Consider the following 19,446-nt stretch of genomic DNA (forward strand, 5'->3'; position numbering starts at 1 on the left):
GGCTGGCAGGATCGACCCGTGAGCACCGCGAACCTGACCCGAGCCGAAACCGCCGAACGTTCCCGCGCGATCGAGGTTCTCGGCTATCGGGTGGAACTGGACATACTCGGCGCCGTCGACCCGGAGGTCGGGACGTTCGCGACCACGACCACCGTCGAGTTCACCGCGAGCGCGTCCACGACCTGGCTCGACTTCCTCGGGGCCGGCGTGGAATCGGTGACCGTCAACGGCGCCGGCGTCCCCGTCGACTACGACGGCGCCCGCATCGCGTTGACCGGGCTGCGGGAATCGAACGTCGTGACGGTCGCCGCCCGGGGCGAATACAGCCGTTCCGGTGAGGGACTGCACCGGTACCTCGACCCGGCCGACGACCGGACGTACCTCTACACGCAGTACGAACCGGCGGACGCGCGGCGGGTGTTCGCGTGCTTCGAGCAGCCGGACCTGAAGGCGCCGTTCACGTTCGTCGTCACCGCGCCGCACGGGTGGGAGGTGATCTCCAACCAGCAGGTCGCCGAGCGGGAAGACACGACCGGCGGGCAGGTCGTCACGTTCGCGCCGACCCTGCCGATCTCCACGTACATCACCGCGGTCGTGGCCGGGCCGTACCACCGGGTGGACTCGGCGTGGAGCGGCGGCGATCTCACGATCCCGCTGGGCGTCCTCTGCCGGGCGTCGCTCGCGCAGTACCTCGACGCCGACACGATCTTCGAGATCACCCGGCAGGGGCTGAGCTTCTTCGCGGACGGCTTCGACTACCCGTACCCGTTCGGCAAGTACGACCAGGTGTTCGTTCCCGAGTACAACCTCGGGGCCATGGAGAACCCGGGCTGCGTGACGTTCACCGAGGCGTACGTGTTCCGCGGCGCCGCCACGGATTCCCAGTACGAGGGCCGCGCGAACACGATCCTGCACGAGATGGCCCACATGTGGTTCGGCGACCTCGTGACGATGGTGTGGTGGGACGACCTGTGGCTCAAGGAATCGTTCGCCGACTACATGGGCGCCCTGGCGAACGCGGAAGCCACCCGGTGGACGGACGCGTGGGTGGCCTTCGCCAACCGCCGCAAGGCGTGGGCGTACCTGCAGGACCAGCTGCCGACGACGCATCCGATCGTGGCGGACATCGTCGACCTCGAGGCCGCGAAACTGAACTTCGACGGCATCACGTATGCGAAGGGCGCCAGCGTCCTCAAGCAACTCGTCGCGTACGCCGGGCGGGAGGCGTTCTTCGAGGGGGCGCGCCGCTACTTCCGTGCCCACGCGTTCGGGAACACCACCCTCACGGATCTGCTGACGGAGCTGTCGGCGACGTCGGGCCGGGACCTGACGAGCTGGGCACGCGCCTGGTTGCAGACCACCGGGGTGTCCGCGCTGAGTCTGGAACGGGACCCCGACGGGCGCGCCGCGATCGTGCAGACCGATCCGCGCCCACATCGGCTCGGCGTGGGGCGCTACGACTTCGACGCGGCCGGCGATCTCGTGTGCGCGGCGCGGGTCGAAGTCGACCTCGCGGTCGCCCGCACCCCGATCGACCTCGACGACGCGCCGCTCGTGGTGCTCAACGACGCCGACCTGACGTATGCGAAGGTGCGGTTGGACGATCGATCGCTGAGCACCGTCGAGCAGTCCCTCGACCGGGTGCGGGACCCGCTGGCGCGTGGCCTGATCTGGTCGTCGCTGTGGAACACGACCCGCGACAGCGAACTGGGCGCGAAGCGGTATCAGTCGATGGCCCAGCGGTTCTCCCCGGCGGAATCGCACCTGACCCTGCTCACGTCCGTGCTGGCCAACGCCCCGTACGCGATCGAGCACTATCTGCCCGAGACCGCGCGCGCCGCCGCTCGTCGCGAGTGGCTCGACCACACGTGGCGTGCATTGTGGGATGCCCCGCCTGCGTCGGGGAGCCAACTCGCCTGGGCACGTGCGGTGGCGGCCGCCGCCGAGGTGGACGACAGTCGCGCGGAGGACATCCGGTCGCTGCTCGACACCGACGGGCGGGCACCGGCCGGGTTGTCGCTCGACCCGGACCTGCGGTGGGCGCTGAGGGGCGCGCTCGCCGCCACCGGGCACGCCGACGACGCGGACCTCGACGGTGAACTGCGCCGCGACGACACCGGTTCCGGCCGCACCGCGTACCTGCGGGCGACGTTCTCACGACCGGACCCGGACGTGAAGGCGAAGGCCTGGGACACGATCTTCCACGACCGCACACTGTCCAACGACCACCTCGGCGCGATCATCGCCGGATTCCGCGCAGGCGCCCGGCACGACCTCGTCGCCGGCTACGCCGCCGACTACTTCGCCGCGATCCGCTCGGTGTGGGAGACGCGCAGCATCGAGATCGCCCGGCGGATCGTGGTCGGGCTGTTCCCGGCCGCGCCGGGTCTCGACGCCGCCGACGAATGGCTCGCAAGCAACACCGATGCGCCCGCCGCGCTACGCCGGCTGGTGCTCGAGCAGCGGGATCACCTCGCCCGGGACCTGCGGGCGCAGGCCTTCAACAGCTCGGAGGTCACCGGCTGACCGGCCCGGCCCCGATCGCGGTGCGGGCGGTCCAGCGTTCCAGGGCGCGGCGCCACAGCCCCGACGCACTGTCGCCGGCCCACGCGACGTACCCGTCGGGACGGACGAGCAGTGCGGGCCCGGCATCGGTCCGGGTCACCGCGTGAATGCCGCAGGGAACGGGCGCCCCCGGCTCGGTGACCAGGACGAACCCGCCCGAGCGCAGCACCTCGTAGAGTCGGCCGGCGTCGGTGGGCACGTCCTCGGCCCGTCGGCCCACAAGAGCGCTCTCGCCGGCGTCGTGGCCGTAGCCGATACCGATGCCCGAGAACATCCGCGCCACCGCGTCGCCGATCGGCGGAATGCCGAGAAGCGCTGCCACCGCGCCGTTCCGGAGCTTCCGCAGAATCCACGTCCGCACGGTCATCATGCGCATCGTGGCACCACTCGACCGCAGCACCAGCCGCCCCACCGGGTGCCGTTCGGAGTGATACGTGTCGAGCACCGCGTCGTCCGCGCCGCCGAGAACGGCCGCGAGTTTCCAGCCGAGATTGATCGCGTCCTGAATGCCGGTGTTCATCCCCTGGCCGCCCGCCGGTGAATGCACGTGGGCGGCATCGCCTGCGAGGAACACCCGGCCCGTCCGGTACTGCGGGACCTGCCGTTCGTCGCTGTGGAATCGCGACTGCCACCGCACGTCGCCGAGTCCGTAGTCCGTGCCCATCGCGAGTCGGATGGTGCTACGCAGTTCCTCCCGGTCCACGGGGGCGCTGTCGTCCACCTGGTGGCTGCGATTCCAGGCGATCACGCGAAACAGGTTGTCGCCGTAGGGCGCGATGAAGGCGAATCCGTCGCGGACGGCGTTGACGGTCACGAGGTTGTCCGGCGGGTTCTCGAGTTCGACGTCGGCGAGCATGATCGACCGCAGCACGGCCTTGCCCGGGAACGGCTGCCCGATCAACGTCCGCACCACGCTGTGCGCGCCGTCCGCACCGACCGCATACGCCGCGTGAAACGTGCCGGCGCGTCCCGAACCGTCGTGGCCGTGAACGCAGACGCCGTCCCCGTCCTGCTCCACACCGGTGACGGTGAAACCCCGGACGAAGTCGGCGCCGCGCTCCCGGGCGTGCGCCTCGAGGAGGGCGTCGACGTTCTGCTGCGGGGTGACGAGGACGTACGGGAAGCGGGACCGCAGGCGCCCGAGGTTCAGCGCTGCGCCGCGCCACAGTTTCAGGCCCGGTGAGGCGGCACCGGTGGCCACGAGACGGTCGGCGAGTCCGCGGGCGTCGAGCAGTTCGAGAGTGCGGGCGTGGACGCCGAATGCGCGGCTGAGGGTCGACGGCGCGGCGCGTTTGTCGAGCACCGTCACGGATCGGCCCGCCGTCGCCAACTCGGCCGCGAGCATGCATCCGGTGGGTCCCGCGCCGATCACCACCACGTCGATGTGCTTCATGACGTTGCCTCCGATCGAAAGGTTCCCAGCAAGTCAACAACTGTTGACTTTGACGGTAGACGCATCCCGACGCCAGGTCAACAGTTGTTGACTACACTTCGGGAATGCCTGAACGCCGCGCCCGCTCCGCCGTCGCCACCCGCGCCGCGATCCTCGACGCGGCCCGTGCCCGGTTCGGCACGAACGGCTACGAACGCACGACGATGCGCGCCGTCGCGTCGGACGTCGGCGTCGACCCCGCACTCGTGGTCCGGTACTTCACCAACAAGGAATCGCTGTTCGCCGAGGCCGCCGAATTCGAACTGCACCTCCCCGACCTCCGCGACGTTCCGGTGCGGGAACTCGCGACCGTGCTGATGCCGCGCTTCTTCGCGGTGTGGGAGAACGACGGCGCGTTCCTCCCCCTGCTCCGCGCGGCGGCCAGCAGCCCGCGGGCCGCCGAGGCGATGTTGCAGGTCTTCGCCCGCCAGGTGGCGCCCGCGCTCGCAGCGGTCGCGGCCGATCACGCCGACGAGCGCGCGGCCCTCGTCGGGTCGCAGGTCCTCGGACTCGCCTTCTCCCGCTACGTACTCCGGGTGCCGCCCCTCGCGGATATGACGCACGAACAGCTGATGCGGTGGGTCGGGCCCGTGCTCGAGTACTACCTCACCACGGAACCGCAGTAGCCGCCCTACCGGTGATGTCTGCCGCCGTTCAGCATCCAGCGGGCGTCGATTTCACTCGTGCTGCGGCGGTGCCGCCGGATGGTGAACGACGTGATCGGCAACCGCTCGACGACGCTCGCGTCGGCCCGCGGATCACCCGCAATCCCCTGTTCGAGAACCGAATACGCGGTGTGGTTGACCGAATGGACGGCCAGCCGGAGGGCGTCGAGCGCCGTCGGCCTCGGCCCGAACGCGGCGAGCGTGTGACCGCCGTCCACCGCGGTCTCCACCACTGCGTAGAAATGCCAGTCTGCGCCCGAATCGCCAGTCATGTTGCGCCTCGCTCGATGTGCTTCTGTGAGCTGTGCCATGACCGTATCGCGAGGGTACGACACGTTTTCCGGCGGCGCGCCGGTCAGGCCACGGACCGGCGGCCGATCCCGAAAAGCTTCTGCGGGGCGTCGATTCCCTCGAGCCGGTGACTGCCCGCCGGTTCACCCCAGAACTCGTCGCTGTCCAGTTCGTCGTAGAACTCCCCCGTCACGACCACCTCCTGGGACGGCGCGACCGTGACGACGCGACCGGCCATGGCGACCGGCCTGCCGAACCAGTCGCCGGCGCTCGGTACCGCCGTGCCCCAGGCGATCCCGGCCCGCAACTGCGGAAGCCCCTCGGCGCGCGCGGCTTGCACGAGGTCGAGCGCGACATGCGCCAGCGCGTTGGGATCGGGCGAGACCATCATGACGGCGTCCCCGATCGTCTTCACCAGACGCACCGGCGGCGACACCAGATCCGTGGCCACCAGGTCGAGGCGCTCGGCCACCCGGCCCAGATCGGCGGGCTCCGCCTGCTCCCCGAGCAGCGTGAATCCGACGAGGTCCGCGAAACAGACCCCGACCTCCTGCGCTCCCCGCACCTGGAGGTTCGCGTCGCCCGCGATTCCCACCGCGTCGGACCGGAGTTGATGGCGCAGAGCGGTGGCGATGAGATGAGCCAGGATCTGCGCCTCGAAATCCACGATGCGACGCATCTCCACCGCGTACCGCAGGGCCACCTCGGGATGCTCGCGCGTCGCCTCGAGCCGCTCCTGCAGGAGCGAGTCCGCGGCGCCGGCGACCGTCCAGAGGTTGCGGCCGAGCACCCGGGCGGCCGCGAAGATGGCGCTCTCGTCGAGACCCAGATCCCGGTACTGCTCCAGTCCGCGCGCGAGGTCGAGGTCGCCGTCGTCGTAGAACGTGCCGTCCGCCGACRCACCCCGCCCGATGGCGCGGAACCACCGGCGGGCGTCGTCGACGGTGACGCCCACCTTCCGGGCGATGTCGTCGATGCTGTACCGGCCTTTCGGCGACAGCGCGTGCTCGAGCAGCACGTGTGCGAGGCGATCGCCCCGCGCGGCGCCGCGGAGATCGTCGACCGACGCCCCGTCCTCGATGAGGGTGTTCAGCACCCCCATGCGCGCGGACCGGTCCGGCCCGCTGAGCCCGTCGAGGAGGCCGGCGCGCTCGAACTCGTGGAGCAGCGACGGCGGCGGACCGGGGCGTCGCAGCGGGCGGGTCGGTGGGGACACCAGACGTCCCGTCCGGGGCGTGATCCGTCGGGGCTGTCGCGGAGTGCGCACGTCCCCATCGTCCCAGGAACGACGTCGCCCTTCGCCGTAATCCTCCGAACTCCCTGTCCCCGCGACCGGGACCGAACTATATTCGGTGTGTGCCGATTCAAAGTCTGTTACTGGACGTGGCGGAGGGCCATTTCGCCCGCCGCGGCGTCCTCGGCACCCGGCTGGCCGACATCCGGCAGGAGGCCGGGGTCAGCGTGGGAGCCGTCTACCACCACTTTCCGAACAAGGAAGAGCTGTACCTGCAGGTCTGGTTGCGCGCACTCGCCGACTACCAGGGCGGATTCCGGGCCGCACTCGCGGAATGCGCCGATGCCCGGTCCGGGGTGGAAGGTGCCGTCGTCCGCCACCTGCACTGGGTGTCCGGCAACCCACAGCGGGCCACCATCCTCGCCGCGCCGCGCCCGCCGGGCGTCGACGAGCGGGCCGACACCACCAATGCCGCGTTCTTCCGCGACGTCACCCACTGGTGGCGGGTCCACGAACACTACGGAACGGTCCGCCGATTCGACTTCGACGTGCTCTACGCGTTGTGGCTCGGCCCGGCGCAGGAGTACTCGCGCCAATGGCTCGCGGGCGCCATGACCACCGACCCCACCACGGTCGCGCCCGAACTGGCGCGCGCCGCGTGGGATTCGTTACGAAACCAGGAGTAAAGGGATGACAGTCGACGTCGCGCTCACCGCCGACACCGCGCAGGCCGTGCTGGAGGCCCAGCCGTTCAGCGTGCTCGTCGGCGCACGGATGACGCAGTTCGGCGAGGGCGGCACCACCCTCGAGATCCCGGTCCGGGACGAACTGCGGCAACAGAACGGCTTCGTGCACGGCGGTGTCCTGTCGTACGCCGCCGACAACGCCCTCACGTTCGCCGCGGGCACGGTCCTCGGCGCGAACATCATGACCGCGGGCTTCACGATCACCTACCTCCGGCCCGCGCAGGGCGTACTGCTGCGAGCGGACGCCCGGGCCGACGCGTCCACTCGCCGCCAGGCGCTGTGCCGGTGCGACATCTACGCGGTGCAGGAGGACGGTTCGGAGGTACTGTGCGCCGCCGCCCAGGGCACGGCGACAGTCAAGCAGCCGCGATAGTCGCGGCACACGGGATGGAACGATGAGACCATGGCTGATTCCGTCGATCGCGCATCCGTGGACAGGGCGCGTGAACGTATCACCGGCCTGATCCGCCGGACCCCTACGTTCCGCACCACCGTGCCCACCGTCCACGGCGCCGTGCCGGTGATCTTCAAACTCGAATTCCTGCAGTACGGCGGCTCGTTCAAGGTGCGGGGCAGTCTCAACGCGCTGCTGCACGCCGAGGAGGACGGACGCCTCGACGACGCAGGCGTCGTCATCGCGTCGGGCGGGAACGCCGCCATCGGAGCGGCGTGGGCGTCGCGGCTCCGGGGTGTGAAGTGCACCGTGGTCGTCCCCGTCACGGCACCCGACGTCAAGATCGACAAGCTGATCGCGCTCGGCGCGGACGTGCGCAAGGTCGGCGACCGGTACGCCGAGGCGGCCGAGTACGCGACGGAACTCGCGGCGTCGTCGAGCGCCCTCGCCCTGCACGCCTACGATCTCCCCGACATCGTCGCCGGGGCGGGCACCATCGCGCTCGAGATCCAGGACGACGTCGCCGAGCCGCTGTCCTACGTGATCGCCGTCGGCGGCGGCGGACTGCTGTCCGGCGTCATCGCCGGCAGCGGCGAGGACGACAGCATCTTCGGTGTGGAGCCGAGCGGAGCGGCGACGCTGCACTCCGCGGTCGCCGCCCGGCAACCCGCGGACATCGACATCGACAGCATCGCCGGCGATTCCCTCGGCGCCACCCGGATCGGCTCCATCGCCTGGGAGACGGTCCGCTCGCGGCCCGTCTCCAGCCTGATCGTCGACGACGACGCCCTGATCGACGCGCGAACGCTGCTGTGGGAGGAGTTCCGGATCGTCGTCGAACACGGCACCGCAGCGGCGCTCGCCGCGATCGTCACCGGACAGCTCCGCCCCACCGGCGACAAGCCGCTCTGCGTGGTGCTGTGCGGCGCCAACACGTCGCTGACCAGTTACTGATCCGGCCGCCCGTCAGCTGCGCGGTTTCAGGCGGCTGTTCGGCAGTTCGGGAGCGGGCAGCGGATCGCCGTCGTAGCCCTCGACCGTGCCGAACCGGGGGTCGGCGGGCGCCGCGCCCCGGAGTTCGGACTGCCATTCGCGGCGGTAGCCGACGATGTCCTCGTGGCTGCGGCCGAGGAAATTCCACCACATGATCACCTGCTCGCCGAGCGGCTCGCCGCCGAGCACCAGCAGCCGCGCCCGGGTACCGCCCGTGTTGCGCAGCGCCACCAGCGACTCGCCGGGCGGCTGATAGCCGAGTTCCGCCCAGCGCAGCGTGGTCCCGCGCAGCTGCACCTCACCCTCGTCCACGAGCACCCCCACCTCGAAGCCGCGCTCGATGTCGAGGGTGATGTCGGCACCCGGCTCCAGCAGGATTTCCGCACCGACCAGCGGCGTGAACGTGCGCACCGGCGACGTGGAGCCCACCGTGCTTCCGAGGAACACTCGCACCGTTGCCCCGCCCCGGACGACCGGATCGGGCGCGTACGTCTCGAATGCCGGCTCCGCGTCCTGCGCCGACGCCGGCAACGCCACCCACAGTTGCGCGCCGTGCAGGATCCGCGTCTGCGGTGTCGAGACCTCGGAGTGCGCGATCCCCCGCCCCGCGGTCATCAGGTTGACCTCACCGGGACGCACCATCGCGTGCGAGCCGATGCTGTCGCGGTGTTCGATCTCGCCGGTGAACAGCCAGCTCACCGTCTGCAGTCCCGTGTGCGGGTGCGGTGGCACGTTCATCCCGCCCGTCTTCGCGACGTCGTCCGGACCGTAGTGGTCGGCGAAGCACCAGGCTCCGATCAGCGAACGGTCGCGCTGCGGGAGGGTGCGCCGGACCGGCATCGCGCGGGGGCCGCCGAGCGGGACCTCGCGCGCGCCGAGCACCTGGATGCCGCCGCCGTCGGGGTGCGATTCGCACCGCTCTTCCACCGTGTTCGTCTCCAGATTGCTCACTGCTCCATCGTGCCTTTCGTCAGTCCTGTGCGCCGCGTAGTTTCGCGCAGAGTTCGGTGAGCGTGTCGAGTTCGTCTTCGGACAGTGCCGGGCCGACGTGCCGCCGGATGCTCGCCGCGTGCCTGCGTCCGACGGACTTCTGCACCCGCACACCCTCCTCGGTCAGTGCGACGACGGTCCCGCGGCGGTCGCCGGGATCGCCCTCCCGGGTGACGTACCCGGAGCCGGCCAGCCGCTCGACGAGCCTGCTCAGCGACGGCTGGCTGAGCAGGATCTCCCGATTGAGGTCGTGCAGGCGCAGCCTGCGCCCGGGTGCCCGGCCGAGTGTGAACAGCACGTCGTACTCGCGCATGCTCAGCTCGTCCCACACGTCGTCGGCTGCGAGGTTCCGCATCACCGCGACCTGCGCGCGGAACAGCGCCTCCCACGCCTCGGCCGCCCGTTCGGTCCTACTGGCGGGCGGCATCGACCGGCTCGCGATCGGACTTCATCGACGCGTGCGTCGGCGGGTTGTCCGGCACCCCGGCAGGCCTGCGGGCGTCGAACTCCTTGCGCAGCACGGGCACGACCTCGCCGCCGAGCAGGTCCAGCTGCTCGAGCACCGTCTTCAGGGGAAGTCCCGCGTGATCGACGAGGAACAACTGCCGCTGGTAGTCGCCGAAGAAGTCGGCGAACGTCAGGGTCTTCTCGATCACCTGCTCCGGGGTGCCGACGGTCAACGGGGTCTGGTCGGTGAAGTCCTCGAGGCTCGGCCCGTGGCCGTAGACCGGGGCGTTGTCGAAGTAGGGCCGGAACTCGTCGACGGCGTCCTGGGCGTTGCGGCGCATGAACACCTGCCCGCCCAGGCCGACGATCGCCTGGTCCGCGCGGCCGTGGCCGTAGTGCTCGTACCGCTCGCGATAGAGGTTGATCAGGGCGATGTAGTGCTCCTTGGGCCAGAAGATGTTGTTGGCGAAGAAACCGTCGCCGTGGAATGCCGCGATCTCGGCGATCTCCGGGCTGCGGATCGACCCGTGCCAGACGAACGGCGGGACGCCGTCGAGCGGGCGCGGCGTGGAGGTGAAGCCCTGCAGCGGAGTGCGGAACTGCCCCTGCCAGTCCACGACATCCTCGTCCCACAGTCGGCGCAGCAACCGGTAGTGCTCGAGCGCCAGCGGGATGCCCTGCCGGATGTCCTGGCCGAACCACGGATAGACGGGGGCCGTGTTTCCGCGGCCCATCATCAGATCCACCCGGCCGTCCGCGAGGTGCTGCAACATCGCGTAGTCCTCGGCGATCTTCACCGGGTCGTTGGTGGTGATCAGCGTCGTGGACGTGGACAGGATGATCTTCTCGGTCTGCGCGGCGAGGTAGCCCAGCATGGTGGTGGGTGACGAAGGCACGAACGGCGGGTTGTGGTGCTCGCCGGTGGCGAACACGTCGAGCCCGACGTCCTCGGCGTGCTTGGCGATGGTCGTCATCGCCTTGATGCGCTCGTGCTCGGTGGGTGTGCGGCCGGTAGTGGGATCGGCCGTGACGTCGCCGACGGTGAAGATTCCGAACTGCATAGCTGTTCCTCTCGCGTCAGAACTCCATGCATTTGCATGAACCTATTGCAACATTCAACCACTTCGGCCTATTCCGGAAACGGCCGAGGGCGGCAAGCGCASTGCGCTTGCCGCCCTCGGCGACGTTCGGTCGGGACGAGCCCGATCAGTGCATCATGACCGTCGGGGCACCCTCGGCCTCGAGACGCGGGTTGACCGACTTCTTCCGCGGCAGCAGGAACGCCGGGATGAGCGTCAACGCGATCAGCACGGTGGCGACCAGGAACGTGTTGCCGAACGCGTCGGCGGCCTGGCTCAGGACCTGGTCCACCATTCCGGGAGGCTCCTGTGCGGCGACCTCGGGCACGTGCTGCATCGCGACCGTCTGACTGTCGAGACCGCGATCGAGCAACTGGTTGGTGAGGACCACCGACATGACGGCGGTACCGATCGAACCCGCGGTCTGCTGGACGATGTTCATCAGCGTGGAACCACGCGCGACCTGGTCGTTGGACAGCGTCACGATCGCCGCGGTCATCAGCGGCATCATGGTGCAGCCCATGCCCATACCCATCACGAACAGCGCACCCATCAGCAGCCAGGTCGGCGAATCCGCCGCCACCTGCGTGAAGACGCCCAGCCCGATGAGGATCAGCGGCAGACCCGTCAGCACGATCTTGCCGGGGCCCATCTTGTCGACGAGTCGTCCGGCCACCGGCATCGTCAGCATCGCGCCGATACCCTGCGGAGCCATCAGCAGACCGGCCGCGAGCGTGGTGTGCCCGCCGACCTGGATGAAGTAGCTCGGAAACAGCAGACCGGCACCCATGAACGCGACGATGAACAGCGAAGTCGTGATGACCGCGACCGACAGCTGCCGGTTCTTGAACAGGTGCAGGTCGATCAGCGGGTGGTCCTTGCGCAGCGCGTGGAAGATGAACGCGACGATCAGGACCAGGCCGATCACACCGGGCGCCAGCACGCGGGCCGAGGCGACGGTGCCCACCTCCGGGATGGACGACACACCGAACAGGAACAGCGCCAGACCCGGCGAGAGCAGCAGCATGCCGAGGAAGTCGAAGGACTCGGACGGCGAGGCCTGGTCGGACGGCAGGATGATGAACGCGGCAGCCAGGGCGATGATGCCGATGGGCAGGTTGATCAGGAAGATCCAGTGCCAGCTCGCCGCCTCGATCAGCCAGCCGCCGAGGATCGGGCCACCGATGGGTCCGAGCAGCATGGGGATACCGAGAACCGCCATGACCCGGCCGACGCGGTCGGGGCCTGCAGCCTTCGTCATGATCGTCATGCCGAGCGGCATCAACATGCCGCCGCCGAGCCCCTGCAGGACGCGGAAGCCGATCAGCGACGTGATGTCCCACGCGAAACTACACAGCACCGAGCCGAGCACGAACAGCACGAGGGCCGTCATGTAGAGGCGTTTGGTGCCGAAGCGGTCGGCCGCCCACCCGGTGACGGGGATGACGGTCGCCAGGGCGAGGGTGTACGCGGTCATCGTCCATGCGACGGTGGCGTACGTGGTGTCGAACTCGGTGGCGAACGTCGGCAGCGCAACGCTGACGACGGTCACGTCGAGGATCGACATGATGGCACCGAGCACCACCACGGACGCGATCTTGAGGACCGTGCCGTCGAGCTTGTCGGGCGCCGCGTTCGCGGCGGTCGGCGATGTCATCCGAATATCTCCTGGTTGAGTTCTCGCAGGGACTCCCCCGCGAGGATCGGTTGTAGTGCCTCGATCAGCCGAGTCCGCTCGCTCTCCGGAACCCGCCATGCGAACCGTCGCAACTGATCACGCTTGCAGTCGATGTGCTGGTTGGCGACCTTATGCCCGGCCTCCGACAGGGAGACCCGTTTGACCCGCCGGTCCCGCTCGTCCTCCCGGCGGACCACGAGACCCAGCTTCACGAGTTGATCGACGTTTCGACCCGCCGCGGCAACCGAGAGCCGCAACCGCTCGGCCACTTCGTTGATCGGAAGCGGCTCACCGTGCTGAGCCAGCGCGAAGAGCATGCGCACCTGCGAAAACGTGAGGTCCAGCTCGATGAGGTTGTCCATCGACTCCGACTCCCCCGCACTCAACAGTTGGGTGAAGAAGTCGTTGAGTAGTTCGAAGAGAAGATCAGGAGAATTGTCGGGCACCCTCGAATGCTAGCGCTTATGCAACTATTGCCCAAGAGCAACTAAGGCGCAACCGAATAAATGGTGTCCGGTATCACATTCCCCGGCAGCGCCCACGACCTGCGGGTTCAGTCCTGGACGAGGACCGCCTTGCCCAGCACGAGGCCGGCCTCGAGATCGCGCAGCGCATCCGCGGCCTGCTCGAGCGGGTACCTGGACGTGACCACCGGGCGCAGTCCGCGCTCCACGTGCCGGATCAGCGCGGCGTGCACCTCTTCCAGCGCATTCGGTTCGGTGCGGAGGAACTCGCCCCACGCCGCCCCGACGATGCTGATGTTGCGGAACAGCACGCGGTTCACCTTCACCTCGGGGATCGCACCGCCGGCGAAACCGATCACGACCAGACGCCCTTCCGGGGCCAGCACTCGGACGGCCTCGTCGAATGCGTCGCCGCCGACCGGGTCCACCACGATCTGCGCGCCCCGGCCGCCGGTCAGCTCACGCGCCCGGGCGCCCCAGCCGTCGTCGAGGCGGACGACCTCGTCGGCCCCCAGTTCGCGGAGGAAGTCGTCGGCCCCGTCCCGGCGCACCACCGCGATCACGTGGGCGCCGTGCGCCTTGGCCAGCTGGATGCTGGACGTCCCCACGCCACCCGCAGCGCCGAGGACGACGACGGTTTCGCCGGCCCGCAGTCGTGCCCGGCGCTCCAGCGCGAATTCCATCGTCTGGTAGTTGACGATCAGCGACGCCGCTTCCTCGAAACCCAGCGTCGACGGGATGGGCAGCACCTGCGCGGCAGGCACCGCGGCCCGTTCGGCGTAACCGCCGACCTGCGGTGCCGCCAGCACCCGGCGGCCCGGCTCGAGTCCGCTCCCGTCGGGCGCCGACACCACGACACCCGCGACTTCGGAGCCGGGGACGAACGGCGGTTCGGGCCGGAGCTGATACTTGCCGTAGCTGATCAGCAGGTCGGGAAAGCACACGCCGCTCGCCTTGACGTCGATCAGGACCAGCCCCTCGGCCGCCGGTTCGGGAACGTCCCGCAGCGTCATGCCGCCCGGCCCCGACAGCTCCGTCACCACCACTGCGCGCATGCTCGAAACACTAGACGCGCAGGGGTGGCGGGTGGCGTCAACGAGCGAACAGTCGCTTCCGTCTGCGGGCGACGGTCACCATCTCGACCTTGTCGGTCATCTTCACGCGCGGCCGGGCCGATCCCGCCGCGCGCGATGTCTCCGCCTTGTCGATCGCACGCCAGCCGGCGAAGCCGATCTGTTCCGGCTGGCGCCGCTCGACGAGCTTCTTCACGTCCTTGCGGGTCCCGACCGTGCCGAGGAGTTCGCCGGCCTCGAAATCCGCGAGCAGCGAGGACACGGTCTCCTTGGCACACGCCTTGTTGGTGCCGATGACCCCGCTGGGACCGCGCTTGATCCACCCGGTGACATACACCCGGTCGGTGACCCGGCCGTGCTCGTTGGGGATCACGCCGCGCCTGTCGTCGAAGGCGACGCCGCCGACGGGATTTCCGCGGTACCCGATGGAGCGCAGCACGAGCGAGGTCTCCAGCGAACCCTCCTCGCCGCGGGCCCGGGCGGACAGCGCGCCGGATTCGTCGACCACCAGTTCGTTGCGCCCGTAACGCAGGGCCTCGGCGTTGCCGGTGCCGGTGACCTCGATCGGCGACGTCAGGTAGCGGAACACGATGCGCTTGTGACCGGGTCGGGGCGCGCGCTGCGCGAACTCTCGCGCCAGCCGGACCTTCATCGCGGTGGCCGGATCGTCCAGCAGCGCCGCGCTGGCCGGGTCGAGGTCCAGGTCGGCGTCGTCGATGACGAGGTCCACGTTCTCGAGGTCGCCGAGCGCCAGGAACTCCGGGTTGCTGTATGCGGCCTGAGCCGGTCCACGACGGCCGAGGAGCACGACCTCCTCGATGTTGCTGCGCCGCAGCGCGGCGAGGGCGTGATCGGCGATGTCCGTCCGCTCCAGCTCCTCGACGTTCATCGTGAGGATGCGGGCCACGTCGAGCGCGACGTTGCCGTTGCCGACGATCACCGCGCGCTTCGCGGACAGGTCGAACGTGCACCCCGCGTAGTCCGGGTGGCCGTTGTACCAGGCCACGAACTCCGTGGCGGCGTGCACGCCGGGGAGATCCTCACCCGGGATTCCCAGCCGCCGGTCGCTCGACGCCCCGACGGCGTAGATGACGGCGTGGTGATTCTCCAGCAGCTCGTCGTGGGTGACGTGCTTGCCGACCTCGACGTTGAGGTGGAACTCGAAATTGGGCCGGTCGAGACTCCATTCGAACATCCGGGTCACCTCCTTGGTGCCGGGATGGTCGGGCGCGACGCCGGCGCGGACGAGTCCCCACGGGGTCGGCAGCTTCTCGAACATCTCGACCTCGACGTCCGAACGTTCGAGCAGTTCACCCGCGGCGTAGCAGGCGGCCGGGCCGGCCCCGACGACGGCGACCCGCAGCGTGCCCAGGTCGCGCCGCGGCGGGGTCGCGGGCGTGAGCGGGATCCACCCGGTCGGCATGGGGTTGGTCGTGTAGTACTCGGCGTTGATGTCCTTGTAGCGGGTGAGCGAGCCGAGGAGCTTGTCTTCGGGGAAGATCGCGTCGACCGGACAGGCGTCGACGCAGGCCCCGCAGTCGATGCAGGTTTCCGGGTCGATGTGCAGCATCTCGGTCTGCGCGAATTCCCGTTCCTCCGGCGTCGGATGGATGCAGTTCACGGGGCATGCGGAGACGCAGCTCGCGTCGTTGCAGCACGCCTGGGTGATGACATATGCCATTGCGGTTTCCTCACACCTGTCCGGACCATCGAACTAATTTGTGTTACACGTGGTAACAGTTATATGAACTGTACTGAGAATCGCGTCCGCAAACAAGCACCGGCGCCGGATGAAAGAATCAGGGCCCGTCCACGAGCGAAGGAACCGCATCTTGGCACTCGACCGCCCCCTCGCCGCTCCGCCCTCACGCGGCCGCTTCTTCGAGACGTCCTGGCCGGTTCGCACCGGCGACATCGACGCCGCCAAACGACTCCGCCTCGACGGCATCGCGCGCTACCTGCAGGACGCCGGTCTGGACAACCTCGACGCGGTCGACGCCGCCGACAGCCACCCGCTGTGGATCGTCCGGCGCACCGTCATCGACGTCCTGCGGCCCGCCGTGTGGCCCGAACGCGTACACCTCCGACGCTGGTGCTCGGCACTGTCGACGCGCTGGACGAACATGCGCGTGCAGATCCAGGGTGAGGCGGGCGCGCTGATCGAGACCGAGGGGTTCTGGATCCACATCAGCGGCGAAACGGGCATGCCCACCCGCATCGACGACGGGTTCATCGAACGCCTCGGGGAGTCCGCAGAGGAACACCGGCTGAAGTGGAAACGGTGGCTCGTCGAGAACGCGCCGGCCGCCGACGAGGACGGGATCGAGGACAGCGAGTTCGTTCTGCGCCGCACCGACATCGACCCCTTCGACCACGTCAACAACGCCGTCTACTGGCAGGCGGTCGAGGAACTGCTCGCCGACCACGAGCATCCCGGCGGCGGCCGCCTCGTCGACAACCCACACCGCGCAGTGCTCGAATACCTCGCGCCCATCGTGTCGACCGACAGGATCGTCCTGCGCAGGCGCCGGGACGACACGTCGCTGACGGTGTGGTTCCTGGTCGACGACGCGCTGCGGGCGGTGGCCCACGTCGGGCCGATCACCACCTGATCACACCATCTGCTGGGTGCCGATCACCCGCAACAGGTCGAGCTTGGCGCGCGCATCGGAGCCCGGCTGCGGCATGTACACGAGCAGGTGCTGATAGGCGCCCTGCGCCAGCAACGTCTCGCAGACGAGGTCGATGCGCCCGACCTCGTCGTGGAGAACGCTCTTCGTGTCGGATCGGCGGACGGCCACGTCGTGCCGGTCCCAGAGCGCCGCGAATTCGGTGCTCGTCTCGTACAGCCGGGCGACGAGTTCGGTGACGTCGGCGTCGCCCGCGCGCCGGGCGGCTGTCGCCCGCAGATCCGCGACGTGCTGTCCGGCGAGACGATCGTGATCGTCCGCGGGGAACAGTCCGCGCTCGGCGGGGTGCGCGAACCACCGCCACGTGATGTACCGGTCGAGTCCCGCATACCGGGTCACGTCGCCGAACAGGATCACGTGCATGCGGTTCTGGACCAGCACTTCCCCGAGGTCCGAGATGACGCAGCCCGGGGTGTCGTCGAGTTTGTCGAGCAGATGCAAAAGCCCCGGTCCGACGTGCTTGTTGCCCGCGGCCCGCATCGGCGGCACCTGCCCGGACAGCAGATACAGGTGATCGCGCTGATCGTCGGTGAGCCGCAGAGCCCGCGCCATCGACGCCAGGACCTGCGTCGACGGGTGCGGACCGCGAGCCTGCTCGAGTCGCGTGTAGTAGTCGGTGGACATTCCCGCCAGCAGCGCCACCTCGTCGCGCCGCAGTCCCGGCGTCCGCCGCCGCACTCCCGGCGCCAKGCCGACGTCCGCAGGCACCAGCTGTTCCCGGCGACGGCGGAGGAAGTCGGCCAGCTCGGAACGGTCCATGACCCAACTGTGCCGGACCGGCCGGGGCGCTGCCAGGGATCGCCGGTCCCCCGATGAACGGTCTCTGGTTGCCGGGCCCGCCGACGGCGACGCTGGTGTCGGTCAGGAACACACACCGATCATCGGAGCAGAACATGATCAGCACCACCGCACTCGGAACCACGGGTCCGGCCGTCGGCCGGCTCGGCCTCGGCGCAATGGGAATGTCCGGGACGTACGGCGCTTCGGCCGACGTGGAGTCCGTCGCCACGATCCATGCGGCCCTCGACGCCGGGATCGACCTCGTCGACACCGGAGACTTCTACGGCTCGGGCCACAACGAGTCCCTGATCGGCACGGCCCTGCACGGCCGTCGGCGCGAGGAGGTGGTCCTCAGCGTCAAGTTCGGTGGGCCGCGCGGGCCCGGCGGAACGTGGGCCGGTGTCGACACGAGACCCGACTCGATCCGGAACTTCCTCGCGTACTCGCTGCAGCGGCTCGGCGTCGACTACATCGACATCTACCGCCCCGCCCGCCTCGACCCCGACGTGCCGATCGAGGACACCGTCGGCACGATCGGTGAACTCGTCGACGCCGGCTACGTGCGCCACATCGGACTGTCCGAGGTGGGTCCCGAAACGCTGCGCCGAGCCGCGGCGGTGCACCCGATCACGGACCTGCAGATCGAGTACTCGCTCATCTCCCGGGGCATCGAGGCCGAGATCCTGCCGCTCTGCCGGGAACTCGGGATCGGCATCACGGCCTACGGCGTACTCTCCCGCGGTCTGCTCAGCGATTCGCTGCACACCGGCCAGGCCCTCGCGGCCGACGACTTCCGCGCGCACAGCCCCCGGTTCCAGGGTGAGAACCTCCGGCAGAACCTCACCCTCGTCGACTCGCTCGCCGCCGTCGCCGCGCAGCACGGGGTGAGCGCCGCACAACTGGCGATCGCGTGGGTTCTCGCCCAGGGCGACGACATCGTGCCGGTGATCGGGGCACGCACCGTCGCCCGGCTCGAGGAGACCCTCGGCGCGCTCGACGTCCACCTCGGCGCCGGCGACCTCACGGCGATCGCCGCGGCGGTCCCCGACACCGCTGTCGCCGGGGAGCGCTACGCGCCTGCGCAGATGGCCCAGCTCGACAGTGAACGCGCCGGCGTGGGGCGCTAGCGTCTAGCCATGGCCTCGCACAGCTCGTCGCGGAATCGCACCCTCATACTGATGCGCCACGGCAAGTCGGCGTACCCGGAGGGGGTCGCGGATCACGAGCGGCCGTTGGCGCCGCGCGGACGGAAGCAGGCGGGTCTGGCTGGTGAGTGGCTGCGGTCGACCCAGCCTCCGATCGACGCCGTGCTGTGTTCGACCGCTCGCCGCACCCGGGAAACACTGGAGGCGACCCGGGTCGGCGCTCCCGCCCGGTTCGCCGAGGAACTCTACGGCGCGTACCCGTCCGAGGTGCTCATGGAAATCGTGCGGATCGAACCGTCGGTGCGCACGCTGCTCGTCGTCGGGCATGTTCCCGGCATGCCGTCGACGGCTCTGGATCTCGCAGGCAACCCCGACACCGGGGACGCCGACCTGATGCGGGAGAAGTTCCCGACGTCCGCGCTCGCGGTCCTCACGGTGCCGTGCGAGTGGGACGAACTCACGTCGAGCGCGGCGTCACTGGCCACGTTCCACGTTCCGCGGTAGCGGCCTCAGAACAGCTTCCGGCCGACGACGGCGACGACACCGAGGATCAGGACCAGCACCAGCGCGGACCAGAATCCGAACAGCCACCAGACCACGCCGAAGACGACCAGCGCCGGCGCGACGGTGATGAGCGCGATCGTCGGGCTCTCCCGCACGACTTCGAGTGCCGACTCGGCCTTCACGCGATCGATCTTCTTCTCGGACATCTCGTCTCCGTTCAGCGAACCACGCATATCGGACAGGTGATGTCGAGGATAGTCTTCACGGGGCGAGTGC

The 19,446-nt window shown here is 69.4% G+C and carries 20 protein-coding genes; 8 read left to right on the forward strand and 12 right to left on the reverse strand.

What is annotated here, in order from left to right; all coding sequences use genetic code 11:
- The first annotated feature begins 18 nt into the window (after positions 1-18).
- Complete coding sequence (pepN, locus tag AC1DWT_RS12180; RefSeq protein ID WP_477920700.1) at positions 19-2,526, forward strand: aminopeptidase N; 2,508 nt, start codon at positions 19-21, stop codon at positions 2,524-2,526.
- On the opposite strand, the gene AC1DWT_RS12185 is transcribed toward pepN, so the two are convergent.
- Positions 2,516-3,958: an FAD-dependent oxidoreductase gene (locus tag AC1DWT_RS12185; protein WP_095862585.1), complete on the reverse strand. Its 1,443-nt coding sequence runs from the start codon at positions 3,956-3,958 to the stop codon at positions 2,516-2,518. The genes pepN and AC1DWT_RS12185 overlap by 11 nt on opposite strands.
- Positions 3,959-4,062: 104 nt before the next feature.
- On the opposite strand from AC1DWT_RS12185, the gene AC1DWT_RS12190 reads away from it, so the two are divergent.
- Positions 4,063-4,623: a TetR/AcrR family transcriptional regulator gene (locus AC1DWT_RS12190; RefSeq protein ID WP_072940105.1), complete on the forward strand. Its 561-nt coding sequence runs from the start codon at positions 4,063-4,065 to the stop codon at positions 4,621-4,623.
- 5 nt (positions 4,624-4,628) lie between these two features.
- On the opposite strand, the gene AC1DWT_RS12195 is transcribed toward AC1DWT_RS12190, so the two are convergent.
- Entirely contained in the window at positions 4,629-4,934 is a 306-nt protein-coding gene (locus AC1DWT_RS12195) for a hypothetical protein (protein ID WP_072940103.1), read from the reverse strand.
- Between the two features lie 83 nt (positions 4,935-5,017).
- Complete coding sequence (locus AC1DWT_RS12200) at positions 5,018-6,220, reverse strand: adenylate/guanylate cyclase domain-containing protein (protein ID WP_477920704.1); 1,203 nt, start codon at positions 6,218-6,220, stop codon at positions 5,018-5,020.
- 89 nt (positions 6,221-6,309) lie between these two features.
- On the opposite strand from AC1DWT_RS12200, the gene AC1DWT_RS12205 reads away from it, so the two are divergent.
- Genes AC1DWT_RS12205 through AC1DWT_RS12215 form a run of 3 tightly spaced genes read left to right on the forward strand, consistent with a single transcriptional unit; the run spans position 6,310 to position 8,281 of the window.
- A complete protein-coding gene (locus AC1DWT_RS12205; RefSeq protein WP_072940098.1) occupies positions 6,310-6,873 on the forward strand; it encodes a TetR/AcrR family transcriptional regulator in 564 nt (187 codons plus the stop codon).
- A 4-nt stretch (positions 6,874-6,877) separates the two neighbouring features.
- Positions 6,878-7,306, forward strand: coding sequence for a PaaI family thioesterase (locus tag AC1DWT_RS12210; protein WP_072940095.1), 429 nt, complete (start codon positions 6,878-6,880; stop codon positions 7,304-7,306).
- Between the two features lie 30 nt (positions 7,307-7,336).
- Complete coding sequence (locus AC1DWT_RS12215; RefSeq protein WP_072940092.1) at positions 7,337-8,281, forward strand: serine/threonine dehydratase; 945 nt, start codon at positions 7,337-7,339, stop codon at positions 8,279-8,281.
- A 12-nt stretch (positions 8,282-8,293) separates the two neighbouring features.
- Here AC1DWT_RS12215 and AC1DWT_RS12220 read toward each other — a convergent pair whose 3' ends face one another.
- From AC1DWT_RS12220 to AC1DWT_RS12250, 7 genes are all read right to left on the reverse strand, one after another.
- Complete coding sequence (locus tag AC1DWT_RS12220) at positions 8,294-9,271, reverse strand: pirin family protein (protein WP_072940089.1); 978 nt, start codon at positions 9,269-9,271, stop codon at positions 8,294-8,296.
- A 19-nt stretch (positions 9,272-9,290) separates the two neighbouring features.
- Positions 9,291-9,737 carry a MarR family winged helix-turn-helix transcriptional regulator gene (locus AC1DWT_RS12225; RefSeq protein WP_072940086.1) on the reverse strand — a complete coding sequence of 149 codons (447 nt, stop codon included), beginning with the start codon at positions 9,735-9,737 and terminating at the stop codon, positions 9,291-9,293.
- A complete protein-coding gene (locus AC1DWT_RS12230) occupies positions 9,721-10,818 on the reverse strand; it encodes an LLM class flavin-dependent oxidoreductase (RefSeq protein WP_072940083.1) in 1,098 nt (365 codons plus the stop codon). Before AC1DWT_RS12230 ends, AC1DWT_RS12225 begins: the two co-directional genes overlap by 17 nt.
- Before the next feature lie 145 nt (positions 10,819-10,963).
- On the reverse strand, positions 10,964-12,493 hold the full coding sequence (locus AC1DWT_RS12235) for a DHA2 family efflux MFS transporter permease subunit (protein ID WP_072940080.1): 1,530 nt from the start codon (positions 12,491-12,493) through the stop codon (positions 10,964-10,966).
- A complete protein-coding gene (locus tag AC1DWT_RS12240; protein ID WP_072940077.1) occupies positions 12,490-12,960 on the reverse strand; it encodes a MarR family winged helix-turn-helix transcriptional regulator in 471 nt (156 codons plus the stop codon). The genes AC1DWT_RS12235 and AC1DWT_RS12240 overlap by 4 nt, the downstream gene beginning before the upstream one ends.
- Before the next feature lie 107 nt (positions 12,961-13,067).
- Entirely contained in the window at positions 13,068-14,033 is a 966-nt protein-coding gene (locus tag AC1DWT_RS12245; RefSeq protein ID WP_072940075.1) for an NADPH:quinone oxidoreductase family protein, read from the reverse strand.
- A 37-nt stretch (positions 14,034-14,070) separates the two neighbouring features.
- On the reverse strand, positions 14,071-15,732 hold the full coding sequence (locus AC1DWT_RS12250; protein WP_072940072.1) for an FAD-dependent oxidoreductase: 1,662 nt from the start codon (positions 15,730-15,732) through the stop codon (positions 14,071-14,073).
- A 151-nt stretch (positions 15,733-15,883) separates the two neighbouring features.
- Here AC1DWT_RS12250 and AC1DWT_RS12255 point away from each other — a divergent pair, with 151 nt between their 5' ends.
- Positions 15,884-16,663: an acyl-[acyl-carrier-protein] thioesterase gene (locus AC1DWT_RS12255; RefSeq protein ID WP_072940069.1), complete on the forward strand. Its 780-nt coding sequence runs from the start codon at positions 15,884-15,886 to the stop codon at positions 16,661-16,663.
- Here AC1DWT_RS12255 and AC1DWT_RS12260 read toward each other — a convergent pair whose 3' ends face one another.
- Entirely contained in the window at positions 16,664-17,500 is an 837-nt protein-coding gene (locus AC1DWT_RS12260) for a helix-turn-helix transcriptional regulator (protein WP_477920709.1), read from the reverse strand.
- Positions 17,501-17,634: 134 nt separating this feature from the next.
- Here AC1DWT_RS12260 and AC1DWT_RS12265 point away from each other — a divergent pair, with 134 nt between their 5' ends.
- Positions 17,635-18,648 (forward strand): aldo/keto reductase, encoded by a 1,014-nt coding sequence (locus tag AC1DWT_RS12265; RefSeq protein WP_477920711.1) that lies wholly within the window; start codon positions 17,635-17,637, stop codon positions 18,646-18,648.
- Positions 18,649-18,657: 9 nt separating this feature from the next.
- Positions 18,658-19,170 (forward strand): SixA phosphatase family protein, encoded by a 513-nt coding sequence (locus AC1DWT_RS12270; protein WP_072940064.1) that lies wholly within the window; start codon positions 18,658-18,660, stop codon positions 19,168-19,170.
- A gap of 5 nt (positions 19,171-19,175) precedes the next feature.
- On the opposite strand, the gene AC1DWT_RS12275 is transcribed toward AC1DWT_RS12270, so the two are convergent.
- Complete coding sequence (locus AC1DWT_RS12275) at positions 19,176-19,376, reverse strand: hypothetical protein (RefSeq protein WP_043826362.1); 201 nt, start codon at positions 19,374-19,376, stop codon at positions 19,176-19,178.
- Positions 19,377-19,446: the final 70 nt, after the last annotated feature.

The sequence above is a fragment of the Rhodococcus sp. P4_B6 genome (assembly GCF_056402215.1).

What these genes read in the sequence shown, in the direction of transcription:
- AC1DWT_RS12270 (WP_072940064.1), top strand. Translation starts at nt 18,658, where the DNA reads ATGGCCTCGCACAGCTCGTCGCGGAATCGCACCCTCATACTGATGCGC.
- AC1DWT_RS12265 (WP_477920711.1), top strand. Translation starts at nt 17,635, where the DNA reads ATGATCAGCACCACCGCACTCGGAACCACGGGTCCGGCCGTCGGCCGG.
- AC1DWT_RS12245 (WP_072940075.1), bottom strand. Translation starts at nt 14,033, where the DNA reads ATGCGCGCAGTGGTGGTGACGGAGCTGTCGGGGCCGGGCGGCATGACG.
- AC1DWT_RS12230 (WP_072940083.1), bottom strand. Translation starts at nt 10,818, where the DNA reads ATGCAGTTCGGAATCTTCACCGTCGGCGACGTCACGGCCGATCCCACT.
- AC1DWT_RS12195 (WP_072940103.1), bottom strand. Translation starts at nt 4,934, where the DNA reads ATGACTGGCGATTCGGGCGCAGACTGGCATTTCTACGCAGTGGTGGAG.
- AC1DWT_RS12210 (WP_072940095.1), top strand. Translation starts at nt 6,878, where the DNA reads ATGACAGTCGACGTCGCGCTCACCGCCGACACCGCGCAGGCCGTGCTG.
- AC1DWT_RS12225 (WP_072940086.1), bottom strand. Translation starts at nt 9,737, where the DNA reads ATGCCGCCCGCCAGTAGGACCGAACGGGCGGCCGAGGCGTGGGAGGCG.
- AC1DWT_RS12235 (WP_072940080.1), bottom strand. Translation starts at nt 12,493, where the DNA reads ATGACATCGCCGACCGCCGCGAACGCGGCGCCCGACAAGCTCGACGGC.
- AC1DWT_RS12215 (WP_072940092.1), top strand. Translation starts at nt 7,337, where the DNA reads ATGGCTGATTCCGTCGATCGCGCATCCGTGGACAGGGCGCGTGAACGT.
- AC1DWT_RS12275 (WP_043826362.1), bottom strand. Translation starts at nt 19,376, where the DNA reads ATGTCCGAGAAGAAGATCGATCGCGTGAAGGCCGAGTCGGCACTCGAA.
- AC1DWT_RS12190 (WP_072940105.1), top strand. Translation starts at nt 4,063, where the DNA reads ATGCCTGAACGCCGCGCCCGCTCCGCCGTCGCCACCCGCGCCGCGATC.
- AC1DWT_RS12185 (WP_095862585.1), bottom strand. Translation starts at nt 3,958, where the DNA reads ATGAAGCACATCGACGTGGTGGTGATCGGCGCGGGACCCACCGGATGC.
- AC1DWT_RS12250 (WP_072940072.1), bottom strand. Translation starts at nt 15,732, where the DNA reads ATGGCATATGTCATCACCCAGGCGTGCTGCAACGACGCGAGCTGCGTC.